This window comes from Halogeometricum sp. S3BR5-2 (assembly GCF_031624635.1).
GTDB classification, from domain to species: domain Archaea; phylum Halobacteriota; class Halobacteria; order Halobacteriales; family Haloferacaceae; genus Halogeometricum; species Halogeometricum luteum.
Genome location: NZ_JAMQOQ010000006.1, coordinates 265,472 through 281,322 on the forward strand (window position 1 = coordinate 265,472; position 15,851 = coordinate 281,322).

Consider the following 15,851-nt stretch of genomic DNA (forward strand, 5'->3'; position numbering starts at 1 on the left):
GGCGGGCGACTCAGCCGAGGAAGCGGCCGAATATCCCCTTCTTCTCGCCCTTCTCGTCGTCCTTGTCCTCGTCGGCCAGCGAGGTGGTGTAGACGCCCTCCTCGCCGTTCGCGTCGTCCGCCTCCTCCGCGTCGTCTTCGGCGCTCTCGACGCCGTCGACGCCGTCGGCCGCCCCGTCGATTTCGATGTCGGTCGCCTCGTCGTCGGCGTCGGTGTCGGTGTCGACATCGTCCTCGGCGCCGGGACCGTCGTCCGCGCCGGCCGCGTCCGCTTCGCTCGTCTCCGCCCCGTCGGCGCCCGTCGCGTCGTCGGCGTCGGAACCGTCCGCCTCGCTCTCCTCGACCATCTCCTCGGGGTCGGCCGTCTCGATGAGGGGGTCGTCGTCCGCGGCCGCGTCGCCGTCGTCGTCGGGGGTCGGAGTCGTCTCCCCGCTCACGTCGACGGCGACGAGCGGTTCCTCCTCGGGGGAGACCCCGGCGTCGTCGGCCGCCGTCGCCTCCGCGTCCGCCGCGTCGCCGTCGGCGTCGTGGTCGCCGGCGACGATGATGTCCTTCCCGTCGGAGTCGTCCGCCGTCCCCGTCCCGTCCGCTTCGTCTGTGTCGCCCGCTTCGCTCGCCTCCGCGCCGTCCGCGTCGCGCGCCCGAACCGACTCCCCCGTCAGGTCGGCCGCAAGCGCGCGGTAGGCCGCCGCGGCGGAACTACCCGGCGCGTACGTCGTGAGCGGTTCGCCCGCGTCGCCGGCGTCCCGGACCACGGTGGTGTCCGGAATCGAGGACAGCACCGTCGTCTTCAGCGTCTCCCCGACCGCCGCGTTCTGCGGGCTGTCGGGGTTGGCACGGGTGATGACCGCGCCCGCGACGTGGATGTCGAGGCGCTCCGCGACCTGCCGCGTCTTCTCGGTGTCGCCGAGGGCGTCCCGACCGGTGGTCGAGACGAGCAGCGCCTCGTCGACGTACGTGAGGGGGACGACGGTGTCGTTGCTGAGTCCGGCCCCGGTGTCGAGCAGCACGTAGTCGTAGCGCTCTCTCAGCGCGTCGAGCACGCCGCGCAGGCCCTCGGGGTCCGCTCGGGCGAAGGCGTCGAGGTCCGGCGACCCCGGAATCACGGTCATCCCGTGCGGTCCCTTCCGCGTCGCGTCCGCGAGGTCGGCCTCGCCCGCGAGCACATCGTGGAGCGTCGCTCCCCCGGAGTCGACGCCCAGCGACCCGGCGAGGTTCGCCATCCCGAGGTCGCCGTCGACGACGGCCACGTCCGCCCCCGAGGCGGCCAGCGCCGCCGCGAGGTTGGTCGTCGTCGTGGTCTTCCCCACGCCCCCTTTCGCACTGACGACTGCGTACACCCGTCCCATATCTAATCGTTCGGACTCTCCCACGTCGAACATATAAAGGTATTCCGGGATACCGACGGATTCTGCCCGTCGATGACGGCGCGTTCCCCCGACGCATGTTCTCACTGCACGGACGCGCCGCCCCCACACGCGGATTGCGGTAGTTTAACCGTCTCCGTCGTCTTGTTCCAGACAACAACCATGTCGGACACGGATACGCAAAGCGGCGCCGAGGAGAACTCCGACAGGAGGAAGTACGAGTTCCGAAAGGTCATCGAGGAACTCGACGACTACGAGGGGTCCGGCACGCAACTCGTCACCATCTACATCCCGGACGACAAGCAGATTTCCGACGTCGTAGCGCACGTGACGCAGGAGCACTCGGAGGCGTCCAACATCAAGTCCAAGCAGACGCGGACGAACGTGCAGGACGCGCTCACCTCCATCAAGGACCGCCTGCGCTACTACGACACGTTCCCGCCGGACAACGGCATCGTCATCTTCTCCGGTGCGGTGAACTCCGGCGGCGGCCAGACGGAGATGGTCACCCGCGTACTGGACAGTCCGCCCGAACCCATCCAGTCGTTCCGCTACCACTGCGATTCGAACTTCCTGACGCAGCCCTTAGAGGACATGCTGACCGACAAGGGCCTGTTCGGCCTCGTCGTCCTCGACCGCCGCGAGGCGAACGTCGGGTGGCTGAAGGGCAAGCGCGTCGAGGCGGTCAAGTCAGCCTCGTCGCTCGTCCCCGGCAAGCAGCGCAAAGGTGGCCAGTCCGCCCAGCGGTTCGCCCGCCTCCGACTGGAGGCCATCGACAACTTCTACCAGGAGGTCGCCGGGATGGCGGACGACCTGTTCGTCCCGGAGCGACACGACATGGACGGCATCCTGGTGGGCGGTCCCTCACCGACGAAGGACGAGTTCCTCGACGGCGGCTACCTCCACCACGAACTCCAGGACCTCGTCGTCGGCAAGTTCGACGTTTCCTACACGGACGAGTCGGGGCTGAACGACCTGGTCGACGCCGCTCAGGAGGTGCTGGCCGACCAGGAGGTGATGAAGGACAAATCCCAGATGGAGGAGTTCTTCGAGAAACTTCACACCGGCGAGGAGGCCACCTACGGCTTCGGTCCGACCCGGAAGAACCTCATCATGGGGTCGGTCGACCGACTGTTGCTGTCGGAGGACCTCCGCTCCGACGTGGTCGTCTACGAGTGTCCCAACGGGCACGAGGAGTACGAGGTGGTAGACCGGCGCCACGGCGACCCCGGCCATCAGTGCACCGAATGCGGCGAGGAGGCCGAGAAAACCGACCGCGACGACGTCATCGAGCACCTGATGGAAATCGCCGAACAGCGCGGGACGGAGACCAAGTTCATCTCGACGGACTTCGAGAAGGGCGAACAGCTCTACGACGCCTTCGGCGGCGTCGCCGGCATTCTGCGGTACTCGACGGGCGTCTAAAGCGGCGGAGAGCCCGCGCGCCGCTCAGTTCTCGGACCGCGCGTCGAGGTCGAACGCCTCCTCGAACCGCCGTCTGACCTCCCGCACCGTCTCCGCGTCGGTCGAGGACTCGCTCTCGTGCTCCGAGAGCGCCGCGACCGCTTCCTCGGCCTCCGTGCGGGAGAGTTGCACCTCGTGTTCGTCGGCGTCGTCGCCGTCGAGGAACGAGGCGAACTCCTCGCCGATGTCCCCAGTGAGACCCGTGTCCTCCCGTTTGAAGTCGAACTCGCGCTGGAGGAACTCCTCGACGTTCATCGCGCGCCGTTCGTCGCGTCCCGTCTGCCGCGTCCGATACGACGAGAGCGCGTTGACGACCTCTCTGGCCTCGCTCTTCGACAGTTCGACCGTCGCGGTGTCTGAGTCGTCCACGTGAACCACCGGCACGGACTTCGGCGGCCGCTCGAAAATCTCCTTCGGCCGCCGCGACGACCGCCCTCCCGTCCGAGGCCGGTTGTTACGGTCGTAGTGAACGGCCGGGTACTCCCTCGAAACTCACGGACGGCATAAATACACGCTCTCCCTGATTACCGTAATGACTGATAGTCGATCTGAGCAGACGAACGCGCCGTCCGCTGAACCCCGCTCGGGGGCCGACGCCCCCTCCCCCGACGCCTTCTACGACGTGCTCGCGGACCGGCGGCGTCGGTACGCCGTCGAGTCGCTCGGCGAGTGCCGGACGCCGGTACCGGTCGCTGACTTGGCGGACGACGTCGCGACGCGGGACTACGCCGCTCCGCTCTCGGATATTTCCGCCGAGGAGAGAGAGCGCGTTTTGATATCGCTGCACCACCGACACCTTCCGAAACTGGCGGACCGGGGCATCGTCGTGTACGCTCGGGAGCGGGGAGAAATCTCGCTCACGGCGGAAGGCGAGCGCGTTCGAGCGTTCCTGGACGACGTGACCGACGTCCTGCTGTGACCCACCGATAAGCTAAGACGTGTCCGGAGAGTAGCGTTTCCGTGCCCAACGAGAGTGCCGCCGCCGACGCGTTGATCCGGCTGGGATTGACCGAGTACGAGGCGAAGTGCTTCGTCGCACTCACCCGGGTCGGTCAGGGGACCGCCAAAGACATCAGTCGGCTGTCCGAGGTTCCCCGCTCCCGGGTGTACGACACGGTTGAGCGGCTTCACCAGCGGGGAATGGTGGACGTACAGCAATCGGAGCCGCGACAGTACCGGGCCGTCTCGGCGGGCGACGCCCTAGAGCGGTTGCGTCAGGACTACGAGGACGGCATCGAAGCGGCGGAAGACGCCTTCGAGACTATCGAAGTGGCGGAGCGGAAGAACGACAGGGGAATGTGGGCGATTTCGAACAGCGACCACGTGGGCGACCGGATGAAGACGCTCCTCGACGACGCGACCGAGCACGTACACTTCCTCCTCGCGGACAAGACGGCGCTACAGGACGGCGTGACCGACCGACTGACCGCGGCCTGCGACCGCGGCGCGACCGTCGTCGTGGAGGTGCCGTCCGAACCCGTGAGGGGGCGCGTCCAGGAGGCGGTTCCCGACGCTCGCGTCGAGATATCGGAGGGGCTGCGGGAGACGCACCGCGTCGTGGAGAAGTGGCCGGGGCAGTTGATGATGGTCGACCACAGAGCGGTGCTGGCGACCGGCGTCGAAAAGAGCGACCTGCCGGGCATCACGAAAGAGACGGCGGTGTGGTCCAACGGCCACAACCACGGCTTCGCGGCGTGGGTACGCGAACTACTCCACGACAGAATCGACGAGAGCGCGCGCGCCGAGTGAGAGCGAAGCGGTTCGAACGGCAGCGCGGCGGGGTGATTCGCCCGCGGGCGGCGGCACGGCCGGTCTCCCGAACCGCGCGGGCGCCGCAGACCGGACCACACTTGAGCGACGGCGCCGTCACCCGCGAGCATGGGCGAGGACCGCCAAGCGACGTTCGGGTCCGACGGGAGTCTCGACACCGAGACGCCGCCGGAGGCGCGCGAGGGGACGACCGACTGGGGCGAACCGAAGGGCGACGGCGAGACCGACGGCGGCTACAACCGCTACGACGTCTCCAGCCTGTTGCAGAAGGCCGTCCGCCGCTCCGACGAGGAGGTCGCCGCGTGGGCGGCGTGGGAACTCGCCCGTTCGGGCTACGCGTGGAATCTCTGGGACCGCCTGCACCTCTACGTGGTCGAGGACCTCCGGGCGGGACAGGACGTGGCGCTCCTCGTCGAGCGGTACGAGACGCTGGCGACGGAGCGCTGGGACCCCCAGTCCTGGAAGGGGCGACTCTGTGCGATTCACGCCGCCCTCGCGTGTGCGCGTGCGCGTTCGTCCCGCGAGGCGTCCAACGCCGACGAGTTCTTCCGGAACGCCGCCGCGGCCCGCGCCGAGGCCCGCGGCACCGACGAGGACCCCGCCGTCGACTTCCCCGTCTCGGACCTCGAACCCGACGGTCCGTACGACGTGATATTCGACAAACACACCGCCGAGGGGTCCCGGCGGGACCGCGGCGAGGGCTTCTTCAAGCGCTTCGGCGCGCGCGTCGGCCCGGAGGGCGAAGACGAACAGAGCGCGCGCTGGCAACGGCTCAACATGGCGCTCTCGGACGTCGAGTACGACGAGGCCGAACTCGACCACGCCGTCGAACCCGTCGACCCGGAGCGCCGCTGGGAGGACCCGGTGGCGTTCGGGGACGAAGAGGCCGACGCGGACGCGGATGCGGACGGAAGCAGGGGCGAAGGCGGAGACACCGACGGGAGTTAGAGAAATCCCTCGACCTGCGCCCGTCGCCGTTCCACGTCGAAGTGCGGGTCCAGCGAACCGTCCTCGGCGAGTCGGTCGAGGGTCAGGAGGACGTCCGCACCCTCGCGTTCGGCCCGTTCGACGAGCGACTGGACGGCCGGACGGTTGAGCGCCAGCGAGTCGAGCATCCCGAGTGCGAGGGCGACGACGACGCCGCCGTCGCCCCGCGGGAAGTACTCGCCCACCGCGTCGAACTCGTCGGCGTCGGGCGGGTCCGCGACCGGGTCGGTCCGCAGGCAGACGGGACAGAGGCCGACGCCCGGCGCGCCGTCGACGTACTCGCGGAGGTCGGTCGGAACGCGGGCGCGGGCCAGCGGTTCGTCGCAGACGGAACAGGTCGCCATACCGGACGGGAGGCGCGCGGGTCGTGAAAGTCCGCCGGTCGACGAGGAGGAGCGGATGTTCGATCGGACGAGAGTCGCGGACGTCGTCGGGGAGTAGAGACGGGCGGAGAACGGTGTGGTCGGGTGCCGGCCGAAGACGAGCACCCGAGATTCAGACTCAAGCTCGAACTCGAACGACGCGAGGCGTGAGGCCGCGCGCCGGCGTCGCGGACGGCGGCGTCAGTCGTCCGCGGGGACGCTCTCAGCGACCGACGTCTCGTTCTGCTCGGCCTCCTCGCGTTCGGCCTTCTCCTCTTCTTCCTTCTTCGCCTTGATCTTCTTCAGGCGGAATATCTCCTCGCGCTCCTGCTCTTCGAGTTTCTGCTCGATGTACTCCTTGTTCTCGTAGAGGTCGGGCAGGAGTTTGAACTCCAGAGCGTTGACGCGGCGCTTCGTCGTCTCTATCTCTTCGAGCATCTTCTTCATCGCCGTCTCCACCTCGGCGGCGAGGATGATGGATTCGAGGAGGTCCTCGTAGGCGTCCGCCGCCTCGTCGATGCGGGCCGAGGAGCCGAGCAGTCCGTAGCCGCGCTGGTCGAGCGACTTCTTCACGCGGGAGGACTCGATCTGCGGGACGACGACGCCCATGATGTTCTTCGACTGCGTCGTTATCTCGGGGTGCTCTTTCAGCGCCGCGGCGGCGCCGCGGACGGCCACGTCCCCCTCCATCGCGCGGGCCATGTTGATCTTCGATTGGGCCGTCTCGTAGTTGCCGTTGAGTTCCGAGCGGACGTCCTGCGCCTGGTCCAGGATGTCCATGAACTCCATGATGAGGCCGTCTCGCTTCTGTTCGAGCGTGTCGTGGCCCCGCTCGGAGAGTTCGATGCGGTCCTCGATCGCCATCAGGTTCTTGCGAGTCGGTTTGACGTCTTCGGCCATCTTGCGGGAACGTTACGGACGGAAGGGGTTAATCCTTTTCAGTCCCCGCGGACGACCGGCGTCCCGAACCCGGTCGAACGCCGCGGCGACGGCGGTATACGGGCGAAGCGCCGCCGCGTAACGAGGCGACGAGGCGACCGAAGGTCGTCGGCGTCGGCGCCGGTATCGACCGGCGGCGCATCCGCTCTCGGGCGGGAGAAAGAGGAAAAACGGCCGCCGCTCAGTCGGCGGTGACTTCTTCGGTCTCTTCTTCGCGGTAGTGCTCTTCGATGAGGTCCTCGTCGATCCGGTTGAGTTCCTCCTTCGGGAACTCCGAGAGGAGGTCCCAACCGATTTCGATGGTCTCGTCGATGGAGCGGTCGGTGTCGTAGCCCTGGTCGACGAACTCCTCCTCGAAGCGGTCGGCGAAGTCGAGGTACTTGTTGTCGCGTTCCGACAGGGCCTCCCGGCCGACGATGTTCACGAGGTCGCGCAGGTCCTCACCCTCCGCGTACGCCGCGTACATCTGGTCGGAGACGTCGGCGTGGTCGGCGCGGGTCAGCCCCTCGCCGATACCGTCGTCCATCAGACGGGAGAGACTCGGCAGCACGTTGACCGGGGGCTGGACGCCCTGGGAGTCGAGGTCGCGGTCCATCATGATCTGCCCCTCGGTGATGTACCCCGTCAGGTCGGGGATGGGGTGGGTGTCGTCGTCGCCCGGCATCGTGAGGATGGGAATCTGCGTGACGGAGCCCTCGCGGCTCTTGATACGACCGGCGCGTTCGTACAGTTGCGCGAGGTCGGTGTACATGTACCCGGGGTAACCGCGGCGACCGGGCACCTCCTCGCGGGCGGCGCCGATTTCGCGGAGCGCCTCGCAGTAGTTCGTGATGTCCGTGAGGATGACCAGCACGTGGTAATCCTTCTCGAACGCGAGGTACTCGGCGGTCGTCAGCGCCATCCGCGGCGTGACCGTCCGCTCGACGGCGGGGTCGTCCGCGAGGTTCATGAAGACGACCGAGCGTTCCAGCGCGCCGGTGCGCTCGAAGTCGTCCATGAACTCGTTGGCCTCCTCGGCCGTGATACCCATCGCGCCGAAGATGACGGCGAACTCCGAGGCGTCCTCGCCCTCTTCGGCCGCCTCTTCGGGGACGGTCGCCTGTCGGGCGATCTGGAGCGCGAGGTCGTTGTGCGGCAGCCCCGACCCCGAGAAGATGGGGAGCTTCTGTCCGCGGACGAGGGTGTTCATCCCGTCGACGGCGGAGACGCCGGTCTGGATGAACTCCTCGGGGTACTCGCGGGAGTAGGGGTTGATGGCCGCGCCGACGATGTCGTGTCGCTCGTCGGGGACGATCTCCGGCCCGCCGTCGATGGGCTGGCCGGAACCGTCGAGGACCCGCCCGAGGAGGTCCTCGGTGACGGGCATCTTCATCGTCTCGCCCAGGAATCGGACGGACGCGTTCTGGTCGATGCCGGTGGTGCCCTCGAACACCTGGATGGCGACGACGCCGTCCGTGGATTCGAGCACCTGACCGCGCTTGGTGTCGCCCTCGGGCGTCTCGATCTCGACGATCTCGTCGTACCCGATCGGTTCGTCGACCTCGGCGAACACCAGCGGACCGCTGATCTCGGATATCGTTTGATACTCTTTCATTTAGTACAGCTCCCGCAGTTGCGTCTGGATGTCGTCTCGCAGGTCCGCCATGTACTCCTTCCAGTCGTCCTGGACGGCCATCCGGTTCAGCCGCGGCGCGGCGTCGATCTCGATGATCTCCTCGACGGGGACGCCGGCTTCGAGCGCCTGGAACGCCTCGTCGTTGAAGTGATGGATGGTGGTGAGCATGGCGAACGTCTTCTCCGGCGGGCAGTACATGTCGTTCGGGTTGAACGCGTTCTGCTGGAGATACGCCTCCTTGAGGTAGCTCGCCACCTCGAGGGTGAGCTGCTGGTCCTCCGGCAGCGCGTCCTTACCGACCAGCTGAACGATCTCCTGCAGTTCGCCCTCCTCGTCGAGCACGTCGACCGCCCACTGGCGCTCCTCGGGCCACTCGGGGTCGACGTTCTCCTGGAACCACGGGTCGAGCTGCTCCTTGTAGAGGGAGTACGACTCGTTCCAGTTGATGGCCGGGAAGTGCCGGCGCTCGGCGAGGTCCGCGTCCAGCGCCCAGAACGTCTTGACGATGCGGAGAGTGTTCTGCGTCACCGGCTCGGAGAAGTCGCCGCCGGGCGGCGACACCGCGCCGATGGCGGAGATGGAACCTTCCGTACCGTTGATGTTCTCGAACGCGCCGGCGCGCTCGTAGAACTCCGAGAGGCGCGCGGAGAGGTAGGCCGGGTAGCCCTCCTCGCCGGGCATCTCCTCCAGCCGCGAGGAGATTTCGCGCATGGCCTCGGCCCACCGGGAGGTGGAGTCGGCCATCAGCGCCACGTCGTACCCCATGTCGCGGTAGAACTCCGCGATGGTGATGCCCGTGTACACGCAGGACTCGCGCGCGGCCACCGGCATGTTGGACGTGTTCGCGATGAGCGACGTCCGGGCCATGAGCGGGTTGCCCGTCGAGGGGTCTTCGAGTTCGGGGAAGTCGTCGATGACCTCCGTCATCTCGTTGCCGCGCTCGCCGCAGCCGACGTAGACGATGATGTCCGCGTCGGCGAACTTCGCGAGGCTGTGCTGCGTGACGGTCTTACCCGACCCGAACGGACCGGGAATCGCGGCCGTCCCGCCCTTCGCGATGGGGAACAGGCCGTCGAGGATGCGCTGGCCGGACACCAGCGGCGTCCGGGGGGTCTTCTTCGTCGCGGAGGGTCGGGCCTCGCGGACCGGCCACTCCTGGCGCATCGTAATCTCCTCGCCGTTGTCGAGCGTCGCGATGGGCTCGGTGACGGTGTAGGAGCCGGACTTTATCTCGGTTATTTCGCCGCCCTCGTAGTCCGGCGGGACCATCACCTTCAGGTCGATGGTGACCGTCTCGGTGACGACGCCCAGCACGTCGCCGGGTTCGACCGTGTCGCCCTCGGCGGCCTCGGGCACGAACTCCCACTCCTCGTCGAGTTCGATGCCGGGCGCGTCGACGCCGCGGTCGAGGTACGGGCTGCCCATCTTGTCTTCGAGGACGTCCAGCGGACGCTGGACGCCGTCGTAGATGGTGTCGAGCAGGCCCGGACCCAGGTCGACGGTCAGCGGGTCGCCCGTGTTCTCGACGGGTTCGCCGGGACCGACGCCGGACGTCTCCTCGTACACCTGAATCGTCGTGATGTCGCCCTCTATCTCGATGACCTCGCCCATCAGGCCTTCGTCGCCCACGTAGACGACGTCGTTCATCCGGGCGTCGAGGTCGCGGGCGGTCACCACGGGACCACTCACGCTTGCGATGATGCCGTCCTCGCGGACGGTCTGTTGTGTCTGACTCATGTTAGTCTTCGTCCTCCTCCATCAGGTCGATACCGATGGCTCGTTTGATCTGGTCTCGGAGGCCGCCTGCGCCCGCGCCGCCGCCGAGGGTGACCAGCGTCGGCTCGATGCTGGTCTCGACGGACTGGCGGACCTGCCGGGAGAGGTCGTCGAGGTCGTCGTTGTGCATCACGATGATGCCGACGTCCTCGTCCTCCAAGGTCCGGCTGACGGCTTCGTCGAGCTGTTCGTCCTTCTCTTCGTCGGGCACGTTCTCGAACTTCCGAACCCCCGCGAGTCGGAACCCGGTCGTGAAGTCCGGACTGCCGACGACGGCTATCTCCTGACTCATAGGATGACCAGCTCCTCCTCTATCTCGTCGTCCGACAGCCCGGCCTCGCGGCCGCGGGCGATGGCCCGGATGTTGTCCACCTCTTGCTCCTTCGAGAGGATGTACGAGATGACCGGGCTCACCGACAGCGGGTAGACGTTACCGAGACTGTCAGCGTACTCGAGCAACGCAGTCTCTAGTGCGCGCTCGAAGCCAATGAGGCTGTTCACCGATTCGAGTTCGTCGAGCGCGGTGGAGAGTTCGTCGCCGTACTGCGAATCGCGTATCTTCGAGACGAGTTCGTCGGTGTTCTGCGACAGCGTCACGAGTTCCGAGGCGGAGAACAGCGACCCGCCCTCGATGTAGTAGTCGGCTGGGTCGATGTCCGCACCGCTCCGCGCGAGGCGGAGCGCGTTCCGGGCGTTCCGGAAGTCTATCTCCGCTTCGAGGTACTCGCGGTACTGCTCCGTCGCCTCGTCGACCACGAGCCCTTCGAGCAGGCTCTCGTAGTAGGCGCGGTCGACGGCGTTCTCGAGGGGGACGAGCACGTCCGTCTCCTCGTAGTCCTCGTAGGCCTGCGCGAGACCCACGTCGAACATCGTGCCGTGGAGGCGCTCGACCGCTTCCTCGATGGTGGTCGCGTCGAGCAACCGGTCGAGAAATCGGTCGTCGAACTCGCCGGCACGGATGAGGTCCGCGTCCACCGAGTCGCGTTCGGCGTCCGCGTAGATGCCGCGGATGATCGTCTTCACGTTCCACGCGTCGAACTTGCGAAGGTAGCGGGCGATGAGGTCGTACAGCCGCCCCTCGGCCCACTTGAGGATGTCGTTGAACTGCTTCGCGAGGTTGCGGTTGAGCGCGAACTCGATGAGGTCGACGCCCGAGTACCGCGACCCGAGCGCGTTTATCTCCTCTTCGTACGCCGACTCCTCCATGAACCGGGCTATCTCGGCCGGCCCCATCCGGATCAGCTTACGGTAGTCCTCGTCGCTGAACAGTTGGCTCTGGCGCGACCGGACGCGCGTGTTCACGTACTCGGGGTTGGAACCGCCGGAGGCGTTCATTGGTCGAACAGTCGCGCGCTCACTTCCTTGAGGTTGTCCTCCCAGACGCTCTCAAGGACGGAGTCGAACGTGTTGTTCACCCGGACGCGCGACTGCGTGCTCTCGACGACCACGCCGCCGAGACAGTCGTAGCTGTCCCCGTAGCCGTACCCGTCGTACTTCTCGTCTTCGAGGATGTCTTCGAGGAGCGCTTTGTCGGCGGCGCGACCGTGGACGACGACGTCGTCACCGGCGTCGAACTCCTCGGCCGCGTCGTCGAGCAGCGAACGCGTGAGCGTCTCGCGGCGGTCGCCGGAGAGCGAGGCCAGTTCCGACTCGGCCTCCTCGCGGACGTCCTGGAGGACGTCTCGGCGCGCTTCGAGGCGCTTCTGCTTGGCTTCGAGTTTCGCGCTGGAGAGCGCCTGCTCGCGTTCCTGCTTGATCTGGCGTTCGACGTCGTTTCTGCGCGACTCGTGGAGGTCCTGAGCGTCGGACTCGGCCTCCGCGACGATCTCGGAAGCGCGTTGTTCTCCGTCCTCACGAATCTCCTCCGCACGCGCGCGGGCTTCGTCTCGTATGTCTTCGACGACGTTGTCCAAACTCATGTAATGGAAAGGGAGAGGGGGGTGCTTTAGCCGATGAACACGACGACCAGCGCGAGGATGACGAGCGTCTCCGGCAGGACGGTCAGGATGAGACCGTTGACGAAGAGGCTGTCGTCCTCGGCGATAGCGCCCATCGCCGCCGCTCCGATACCGCGCTCCGCGTACCCCGCGCCGAAAGCGGCGAGACCGACCGCGAGAGCCGCCGCCGCACCTTGACTGATAGCCGGACCACTGGACTGAGCTTGAAGTAGGATGTTATCGAGCATTTGTGTTGTGTCCTCTTAGTACCGGATTGTGTCTCCGAACACGCCTATGTCACCGGGGGCATCTCATAAAGCTTCCCAAACCGATTTCGCAAAACGGTGAGAAGGGGCCTCAATACGCCCGGATAATCGCAGAAATGCCGACCCGACGAGGTTGGAGCCGAACAGATAAAAAGAAACCGAGTTGCGGCGAACTTTGGAGGAACTCGCGACCGAGTTCGCGTCGTCGCAACCCGGTACCGTATCGCGTCCGCAGTGGCGTGGTGTCGGGCGTGGAACCGGTCCCGCGGAAGGCGTACAGTCGGTCCGCGTTCGGCCGGCCGCAAGAGGATACTGGTGGTGGATACGAGTGGGGAGCGCGGACGGCGGCGTGGAACGGGACGGGCCTCCGAGAAACTGCCTGCGTTCCGAGCGCACGACTGGAGCCGAACAGCGTCCATCGGAGGACGGACGGAGAGTGAGTGATTCTCCGTGGAATGCGTCGAACGGTCCGCCCCGATGGACGCGAGGTACTGGTCCGAGTAATCCCCTCAACGAACGGGTTGTGTGCGAGTGGGGTTTATACCGACTCGGCGCTGGACGGAGCGATATAGACCCGAGTCGAAAAGAGTGAAAACACGAAGAAGCGGAAGGAGCGTACCGAAACGGGGCGTCCGGGAGTTCAGTCCTCGGTGGTGAACTGCCGGTCGTAGCCGAACGGTTCGTAGTCGCGGCCGCCGCCCTCGAAGAACTTGTTGAAGAACTCGACGTACTCGAGACGCACGGCCTGCAGACCGGCGCTGGTCACGCCGAGTGCGAGGACCGCGATGTGGCCGACGACGAGGACGAGCAGGCCGACGAGAATCGTCGCCGCCCCGCCGTGGACGAGGCCGCCGAACATGATTTCGGTGACCTCGTAGCCGTGATAGCTCAGCGTCTCGCCCGGCCCGAGCGCCGCCACGGCGGCGGCGTCCGGCATCCCGCCGAGGCCGAAGTGCCAGCCCCCGTGGTCGTCGACGTACACGCCGAAGAACAGAAGGTTGACCGTGAAGGCCATCCCCGCCTTCGCCAGGAGCACCCCGGCGAGACGCGTGTACGACAGCACGTTCACCAGCACGTTCAGGAATTCGACAGCCTCAACGGGTTCGCCGACGATGAGGAGTCCGAGTCCGATGAAGAACACCAAGAGCGGCAGGGTGAACGGCGCGTTCACGAACGGAATGGTGAACAGCTCCATCGTCGGGAAACTGGAGAACCCGAGCGGGATGACGCCGTCGGCGGAGAACGTCTCGTAGATGAACTCGGGCGCGGTGCCGCGCAGGGCGTCGCTGAAGACCCAAATCCAGAGGCCGTTGAGCATCAGGAGCCACGAGCCGCTCTCGTAGACCGCGTGCTTGGCGTCGTGGAGTTCGAGGTTCTCGAAGAAGTCGAATATCCACGCGATGTTGAGGTGGATGATGCCGACGATAACGCTCACGACCAGCCATCCGAGCGCCCACTCTGAGGTGGCCGGCGACAGCCCCTTCTCTATCGGGGCGTGCGAGAGGCCGACGACGCCCTCCCAGAGATACGTCGCGATGAGGTGCAGTCCAAATACCTCGCCGTAGAGGATGCCGAATAACGTCGTGAACAAGCCGGCCGCGATGGTGATGCCGCCCATACTCTTGAACGCCGGGCGGTCGTCGAAGTTGGCGTAGAGGAAGTAGCCGATGGCCATGTAGATGAGCCCGTAGCCGAGGTCACCGATCATGAACCCGAAGAACGCCGGGAACGTCAAGAACAGGATGACCGTCGGGTCGAACTCGTAGTAGCTGGGTCGGCTGACCGCCTGCACGAGAACCTCGAACGGTTTGACCGGGCCCGAGTTCTGCTGGACCGTCGGCGGTTCGTCGTCGTCCATGACGACGGCTCCACCGTCGGCGCGCGCCTCGTTGTCGGACGAGGAATCGCTCGCGCGGCCGCCGTCCGCGGCGGCCGGCTTCCCGGACCCGCCGCTGCCGGCGGCCGGGTCCTCGCGTACGTGGTCGGTGCCGTCCTTCGAGAACTTCGCGCGCTGGAGTTCCTCGACTTCGACGCGTTCGCCGATGTCCTCCTTCAGTGCGGCCTTGAACTCGGTGAATCGCTCGGTCGGAATCCAGCCCTCGGCGATGAAGGCGTTCTCCGTCGTCGCGAACGACAGCGGCGCCTCGGTCTTCTGGACGTCGATGGAGAGTTTCTCCTCGGCCGCGAGGAGAAAGCCCGCCGCGTCGAGCTTCATGTTCGATAGCTCGTCGTCGACGGAGCCGAGTTTCGAGGATATCTGCTGGTGTTCGTGTTCGAGTTCCCGGATGTACTCCTGCGGGCTTCCGTCGGCGTCGGGGACTTCGAGCGCGGCGAAATCGGCGCTGACGAGGGCGTCGGCGAGCGCGGAGTCGTCGGCGCCGGACGCCGGTCGCGCGAACACCGCGAGCGCGTCGTCGCCCTCGTATATCTCGTATTCGACCAGGTGGTCGGAGTCGACGACGGCGCGCTCTATCGCGTCGCGGTTCCCCCGTCCGACGGCGGTCTGTATCGAGTCGTACCCCGACAGGAGGTCGAGGTCGATACCGATGTCCTCGAACGGCTCCATCGCGTCGATGCGCTCTTCGATCTCGCGGAGGTCCTGACGGAGCGCCTGTCGCTCGTCGTCGAGTTCGTTGACCTTCGTGCGGATCTCCTCGAGTTCGGCCTCCAACGCGTCGTCGGTGACGATGCGGGTCGGCCCCGCGTCCTCCTTGTCGACGTCGAGGATGCTCTCGAGGGACCGGACCGTGACGAGTTTGTCCGACGCCGTCTCGGCGCCCGCGGCGGGGTCGCCCGGGTCGAAGCCGTCCCACGAGTTGTCGTACTCGGTCACGTGAAGCAGGTTGAGGTCGTGGACCGTCTCGATGACGGGGTCCATCACGCGCTTGGACCCGGTCACGGAGACCTTGCTCATCTGCTCAGGTCTGAGCATTCACCGCCTCCTCGAACCGGTCGATGGTGTACTCGACCGCCTCCTCGACGTTCGACTCCGCCTCGCTGACGAGTCGTCTGCGCTCCGCTTCGCCCTCTTCGAGGATGGCCTCCCGCTCCTCCTCGATCTCCTCGCGAGCCTCCTCGAGACGCTCGGACTCGTACTCACGTGCCTCCTCTTCGGCTTGTTGACGGATCTCTTCGGCCTCCTGACGCGCGTCGGCGATCCGCTCCTCGCGGTCCGCCTCAGCCTCGGCGACGATGTCGTCAGCCTCGGATTCGGCCGTCTTGATCCGTTCGAGAACCTCTGGTCTCGGCATACTCGTATCGTCAGAAAGTTGCGCCACCGCCGTATAAGGTGTTTGCGGAAACCTCTCGGGGCGGCAGGGGCGTCCCGACCGCCTCTCGGGGCGAATCCGCACGGTTATCACCGCCCGG

17 protein-coding genes are annotated in these 15,851 nt (G+C 66.5%); 5 read left to right on the top strand and 12 right to left on the bottom strand.

Going from position 1 to position 15,851, the window contains the following annotated elements:
- Positions 1-10: 10 nt before the first annotated feature.
- The gene (gene minD / locus NDI79_RS20140; RefSeq protein ID WP_310930481.1) at positions 11-1,348 is read right to left on the bottom strand and encodes a cell division ATPase MinD; all 1,338 of its coding nucleotides are present in this window, start codon (positions 1,346-1,348) and stop codon (positions 11-13) included.
- A gap of 180 nt (positions 1,349-1,528) precedes the next feature.
- Between minD and prf1 the strand changes: the two genes are divergently transcribed.
- Positions 1,529-2,791, top strand: coding sequence for a peptide chain release factor aRF-1 (gene prf1 / locus NDI79_RS20145; protein ID WP_310930482.1), 1,263 nt, complete (start codon positions 1,529-1,531; stop codon positions 2,789-2,791).
- 24 nt (positions 2,792-2,815) lie between these two features.
- Here prf1 and NDI79_RS20150 read toward each other — a convergent pair whose 3' ends face one another.
- Positions 2,816-3,199 (bottom strand): hypothetical protein, encoded by a 384-nt coding sequence (locus NDI79_RS20150; RefSeq protein ID WP_310930483.1) that lies wholly within the window; start codon positions 3,197-3,199, stop codon positions 2,816-2,818.
- Positions 3,200-3,362: 163 nt separating this feature from the next.
- On the opposite strand from NDI79_RS20150, the gene NDI79_RS20155 reads away from it, so the two are divergent.
- The 3 genes from NDI79_RS20155 (at position 3,363) to NDI79_RS20165 (ending at position 5,548) form a co-directional block, all read left to right on the top strand.
- Positions 3,363-3,749 (top strand): DUF7344 domain-containing protein, encoded by a 387-nt coding sequence (locus tag NDI79_RS20155; RefSeq protein WP_310930484.1) that lies wholly within the window; start codon positions 3,363-3,365, stop codon positions 3,747-3,749.
- Positions 3,750-3,790: 41 nt separating this feature from the next.
- Entirely contained in the window at positions 3,791-4,579 is a 789-nt protein-coding gene (locus NDI79_RS20160) for a TrmB family transcriptional regulator (protein WP_310930485.1), read from the top strand.
- Positions 4,580-4,708: 129 nt separating this feature from the next.
- Positions 4,709-5,548 (top strand): hypothetical protein, encoded by an 840-nt coding sequence (locus NDI79_RS20165; RefSeq protein ID WP_310930486.1) that lies wholly within the window; start codon positions 4,709-4,711, stop codon positions 5,546-5,548.
- On the opposite strand, the gene NDI79_RS20170 is transcribed toward NDI79_RS20165, so the two are convergent.
- The 8 genes from NDI79_RS20170 to NDI79_RS20205 all read right to left on the bottom strand — a co-directional run bounded on the left by NDI79_RS20170 (position 5,545) and on the right by NDI79_RS20205 (position 12,464).
- Positions 5,545-5,931 carry a DUF6276 family protein gene (locus NDI79_RS20170; protein WP_310930487.1) on the bottom strand — a complete coding sequence of 129 codons (387 nt, stop codon included), beginning with the start codon at positions 5,929-5,931 and terminating at the stop codon, positions 5,545-5,547. The two genes, NDI79_RS20165 and NDI79_RS20170, sit on opposite strands and share 4 nt — an antisense overlap.
- A 219-nt stretch (positions 5,932-6,150) precedes the next feature.
- Positions 6,151-6,849: a V-type ATP synthase subunit D gene (locus NDI79_RS20175; protein ID WP_310930488.1), complete on the bottom strand. Its 699-nt coding sequence runs from the start codon at positions 6,847-6,849 to the stop codon at positions 6,151-6,153.
- Between the two features lie 220 nt (positions 6,850-7,069).
- Positions 7,070-8,482 (bottom strand): ATP synthase subunit B, encoded by a 1,413-nt coding sequence (locus NDI79_RS20180; protein WP_310930489.1) that lies wholly within the window; start codon positions 8,480-8,482, stop codon positions 7,070-7,072.
- The gene (locus tag NDI79_RS20185; RefSeq protein WP_310930490.1) at positions 8,483-10,240 is read right to left on the bottom strand and encodes a V-type ATP synthase subunit A; all 1,758 of its coding nucleotides are present in this window, start codon (positions 10,238-10,240) and stop codon (positions 8,483-8,485) included.
- Position 10,241: 1 nt separating this feature from the next.
- Positions 10,242-10,571 carry a V-type ATP synthase subunit F gene (locus NDI79_RS20190; protein ID WP_310930491.1) on the bottom strand — a complete coding sequence of 110 codons (330 nt, stop codon included), beginning with the start codon at positions 10,569-10,571 and terminating at the stop codon, positions 10,242-10,244.
- The gene (locus tag NDI79_RS20195) at positions 10,568-11,614 is read right to left on the bottom strand and encodes a V-type ATP synthase subunit C (RefSeq protein WP_310930492.1); all 1,047 of its coding nucleotides are present in this window, start codon (positions 11,612-11,614) and stop codon (positions 10,568-10,570) included. Before NDI79_RS20195 ends, NDI79_RS20190 begins: the two co-directional genes overlap by 4 nt.
- A complete protein-coding gene (locus NDI79_RS20200) occupies positions 11,611-12,198 on the bottom strand; it encodes a V-type ATP synthase subunit E (protein WP_310930493.1) in 588 nt (195 codons plus the stop codon). Before NDI79_RS20200 ends, NDI79_RS20195 begins: the two co-directional genes overlap by 4 nt.
- Positions 12,199-12,224: 26 nt before the next feature.
- Positions 12,225-12,464: a hypothetical protein gene (locus NDI79_RS20205; protein ID WP_310930494.1), complete on the bottom strand. Its 240-nt coding sequence runs from the start codon at positions 12,462-12,464 to the stop codon at positions 12,225-12,227.
- 269 nt (positions 12,465-12,733) lie between these two features.
- Between NDI79_RS20205 and NDI79_RS20210 the strand changes: the two genes are divergently transcribed.
- Entirely contained in the window at positions 12,734-12,922 is a 189-nt protein-coding gene (locus NDI79_RS20210) for a hypothetical protein (protein ID WP_310930495.1), read from the top strand.
- 200 nt (positions 12,923-13,122) lie between these two features.
- On the opposite strand, the gene NDI79_RS20215 is transcribed toward NDI79_RS20210, so the two are convergent.
- Positions 13,123-15,414, bottom strand: a complete 2,292-nt coding sequence (locus tag NDI79_RS20215; protein WP_310930496.1) for a V-type ATP synthase subunit I — start codon at positions 15,412-15,414, stop codon at positions 13,123-13,125.
- Entirely contained in the window at positions 15,401-15,733 is a 333-nt protein-coding gene (gene ahaH, locus NDI79_RS20220) for an ATP synthase archaeal subunit H (protein ID WP_310930497.1), read from the bottom strand. The genes NDI79_RS20215 and ahaH overlap by 14 nt, the downstream gene beginning before the upstream one ends.
- Positions 15,734-15,851: the final 118 nt, after the last annotated feature.

Coding starts and splice junctions, on each gene's coding strand:
- ahaH (WP_310930497.1), bottom strand. CDS start 15,733: ATGCCGAGACCAGAGGTTCTCGAACGGATCAAGACGGCCGAATCCGAG.
- NDI79_RS20195 (WP_310930492.1), bottom strand. CDS start 11,614: ATGAACGCCTCCGGCGGTTCCAACCCCGAGTACGTGAACACGCGCGTC.
- NDI79_RS20205 (WP_310930494.1), bottom strand. CDS start 12,464: ATGCTCGATAACATCCTACTTCAAGCTCAGTCCAGTGGTCCGGCTATC.
- NDI79_RS20180 (WP_310930489.1), bottom strand. CDS start 8,482: ATGAAAGAGTATCAAACGATATCCGAGATCAGCGGTCCGCTGGTGTTC.
- prf1 (WP_310930482.1), top strand. CDS start 1,529: ATGTCGGACACGGATACGCAAAGCGGCGCCGAGGAGAACTCCGACAGG.
- NDI79_RS20165 (WP_310930486.1), top strand. CDS start 4,709: ATGGGCGAGGACCGCCAAGCGACGTTCGGGTCCGACGGGAGTCTCGAC.
- NDI79_RS20155 (WP_310930484.1), top strand. CDS start 3,363: ATGACTGATAGTCGATCTGAGCAGACGAACGCGCCGTCCGCTGAACCC.
- NDI79_RS20170 (WP_310930487.1), bottom strand. CDS start 5,931: ATGGCGACCTGTTCCGTCTGCGACGAACCGCTGGCCCGCGCCCGCGTT.
- NDI79_RS20175 (WP_310930488.1), bottom strand. CDS start 6,849: ATGGCCGAAGACGTCAAACCGACTCGCAAGAACCTGATGGCGATCGAG.
- NDI79_RS20190 (WP_310930491.1), bottom strand. CDS start 10,571: ATGAGTCAGGAGATAGCCGTCGTCGGCAGTCCGGACTTCACGACCGGG.
- NDI79_RS20185 (WP_310930490.1), bottom strand. CDS start 10,240: ATGAGTCAGACACAACAGACCGTCCGCGAGGACGGCATCATCGCAAGC.
- NDI79_RS20200 (WP_310930493.1), bottom strand. CDS start 12,198: ATGAGTTTGGACAACGTCGTCGAAGACATACGAGACGAAGCCCGCGCG.
- minD (WP_310930481.1), bottom strand. CDS start 1,348: ATGGGACGGGTGTACGCAGTCGTCAGTGCGAAAGGGGGCGTGGGGAAG.
- NDI79_RS20215 (WP_310930496.1), bottom strand. CDS start 15,414: ATGCTCAGACCTGAGCAGATGAGCAAGGTCTCCGTGACCGGGTCCAAG.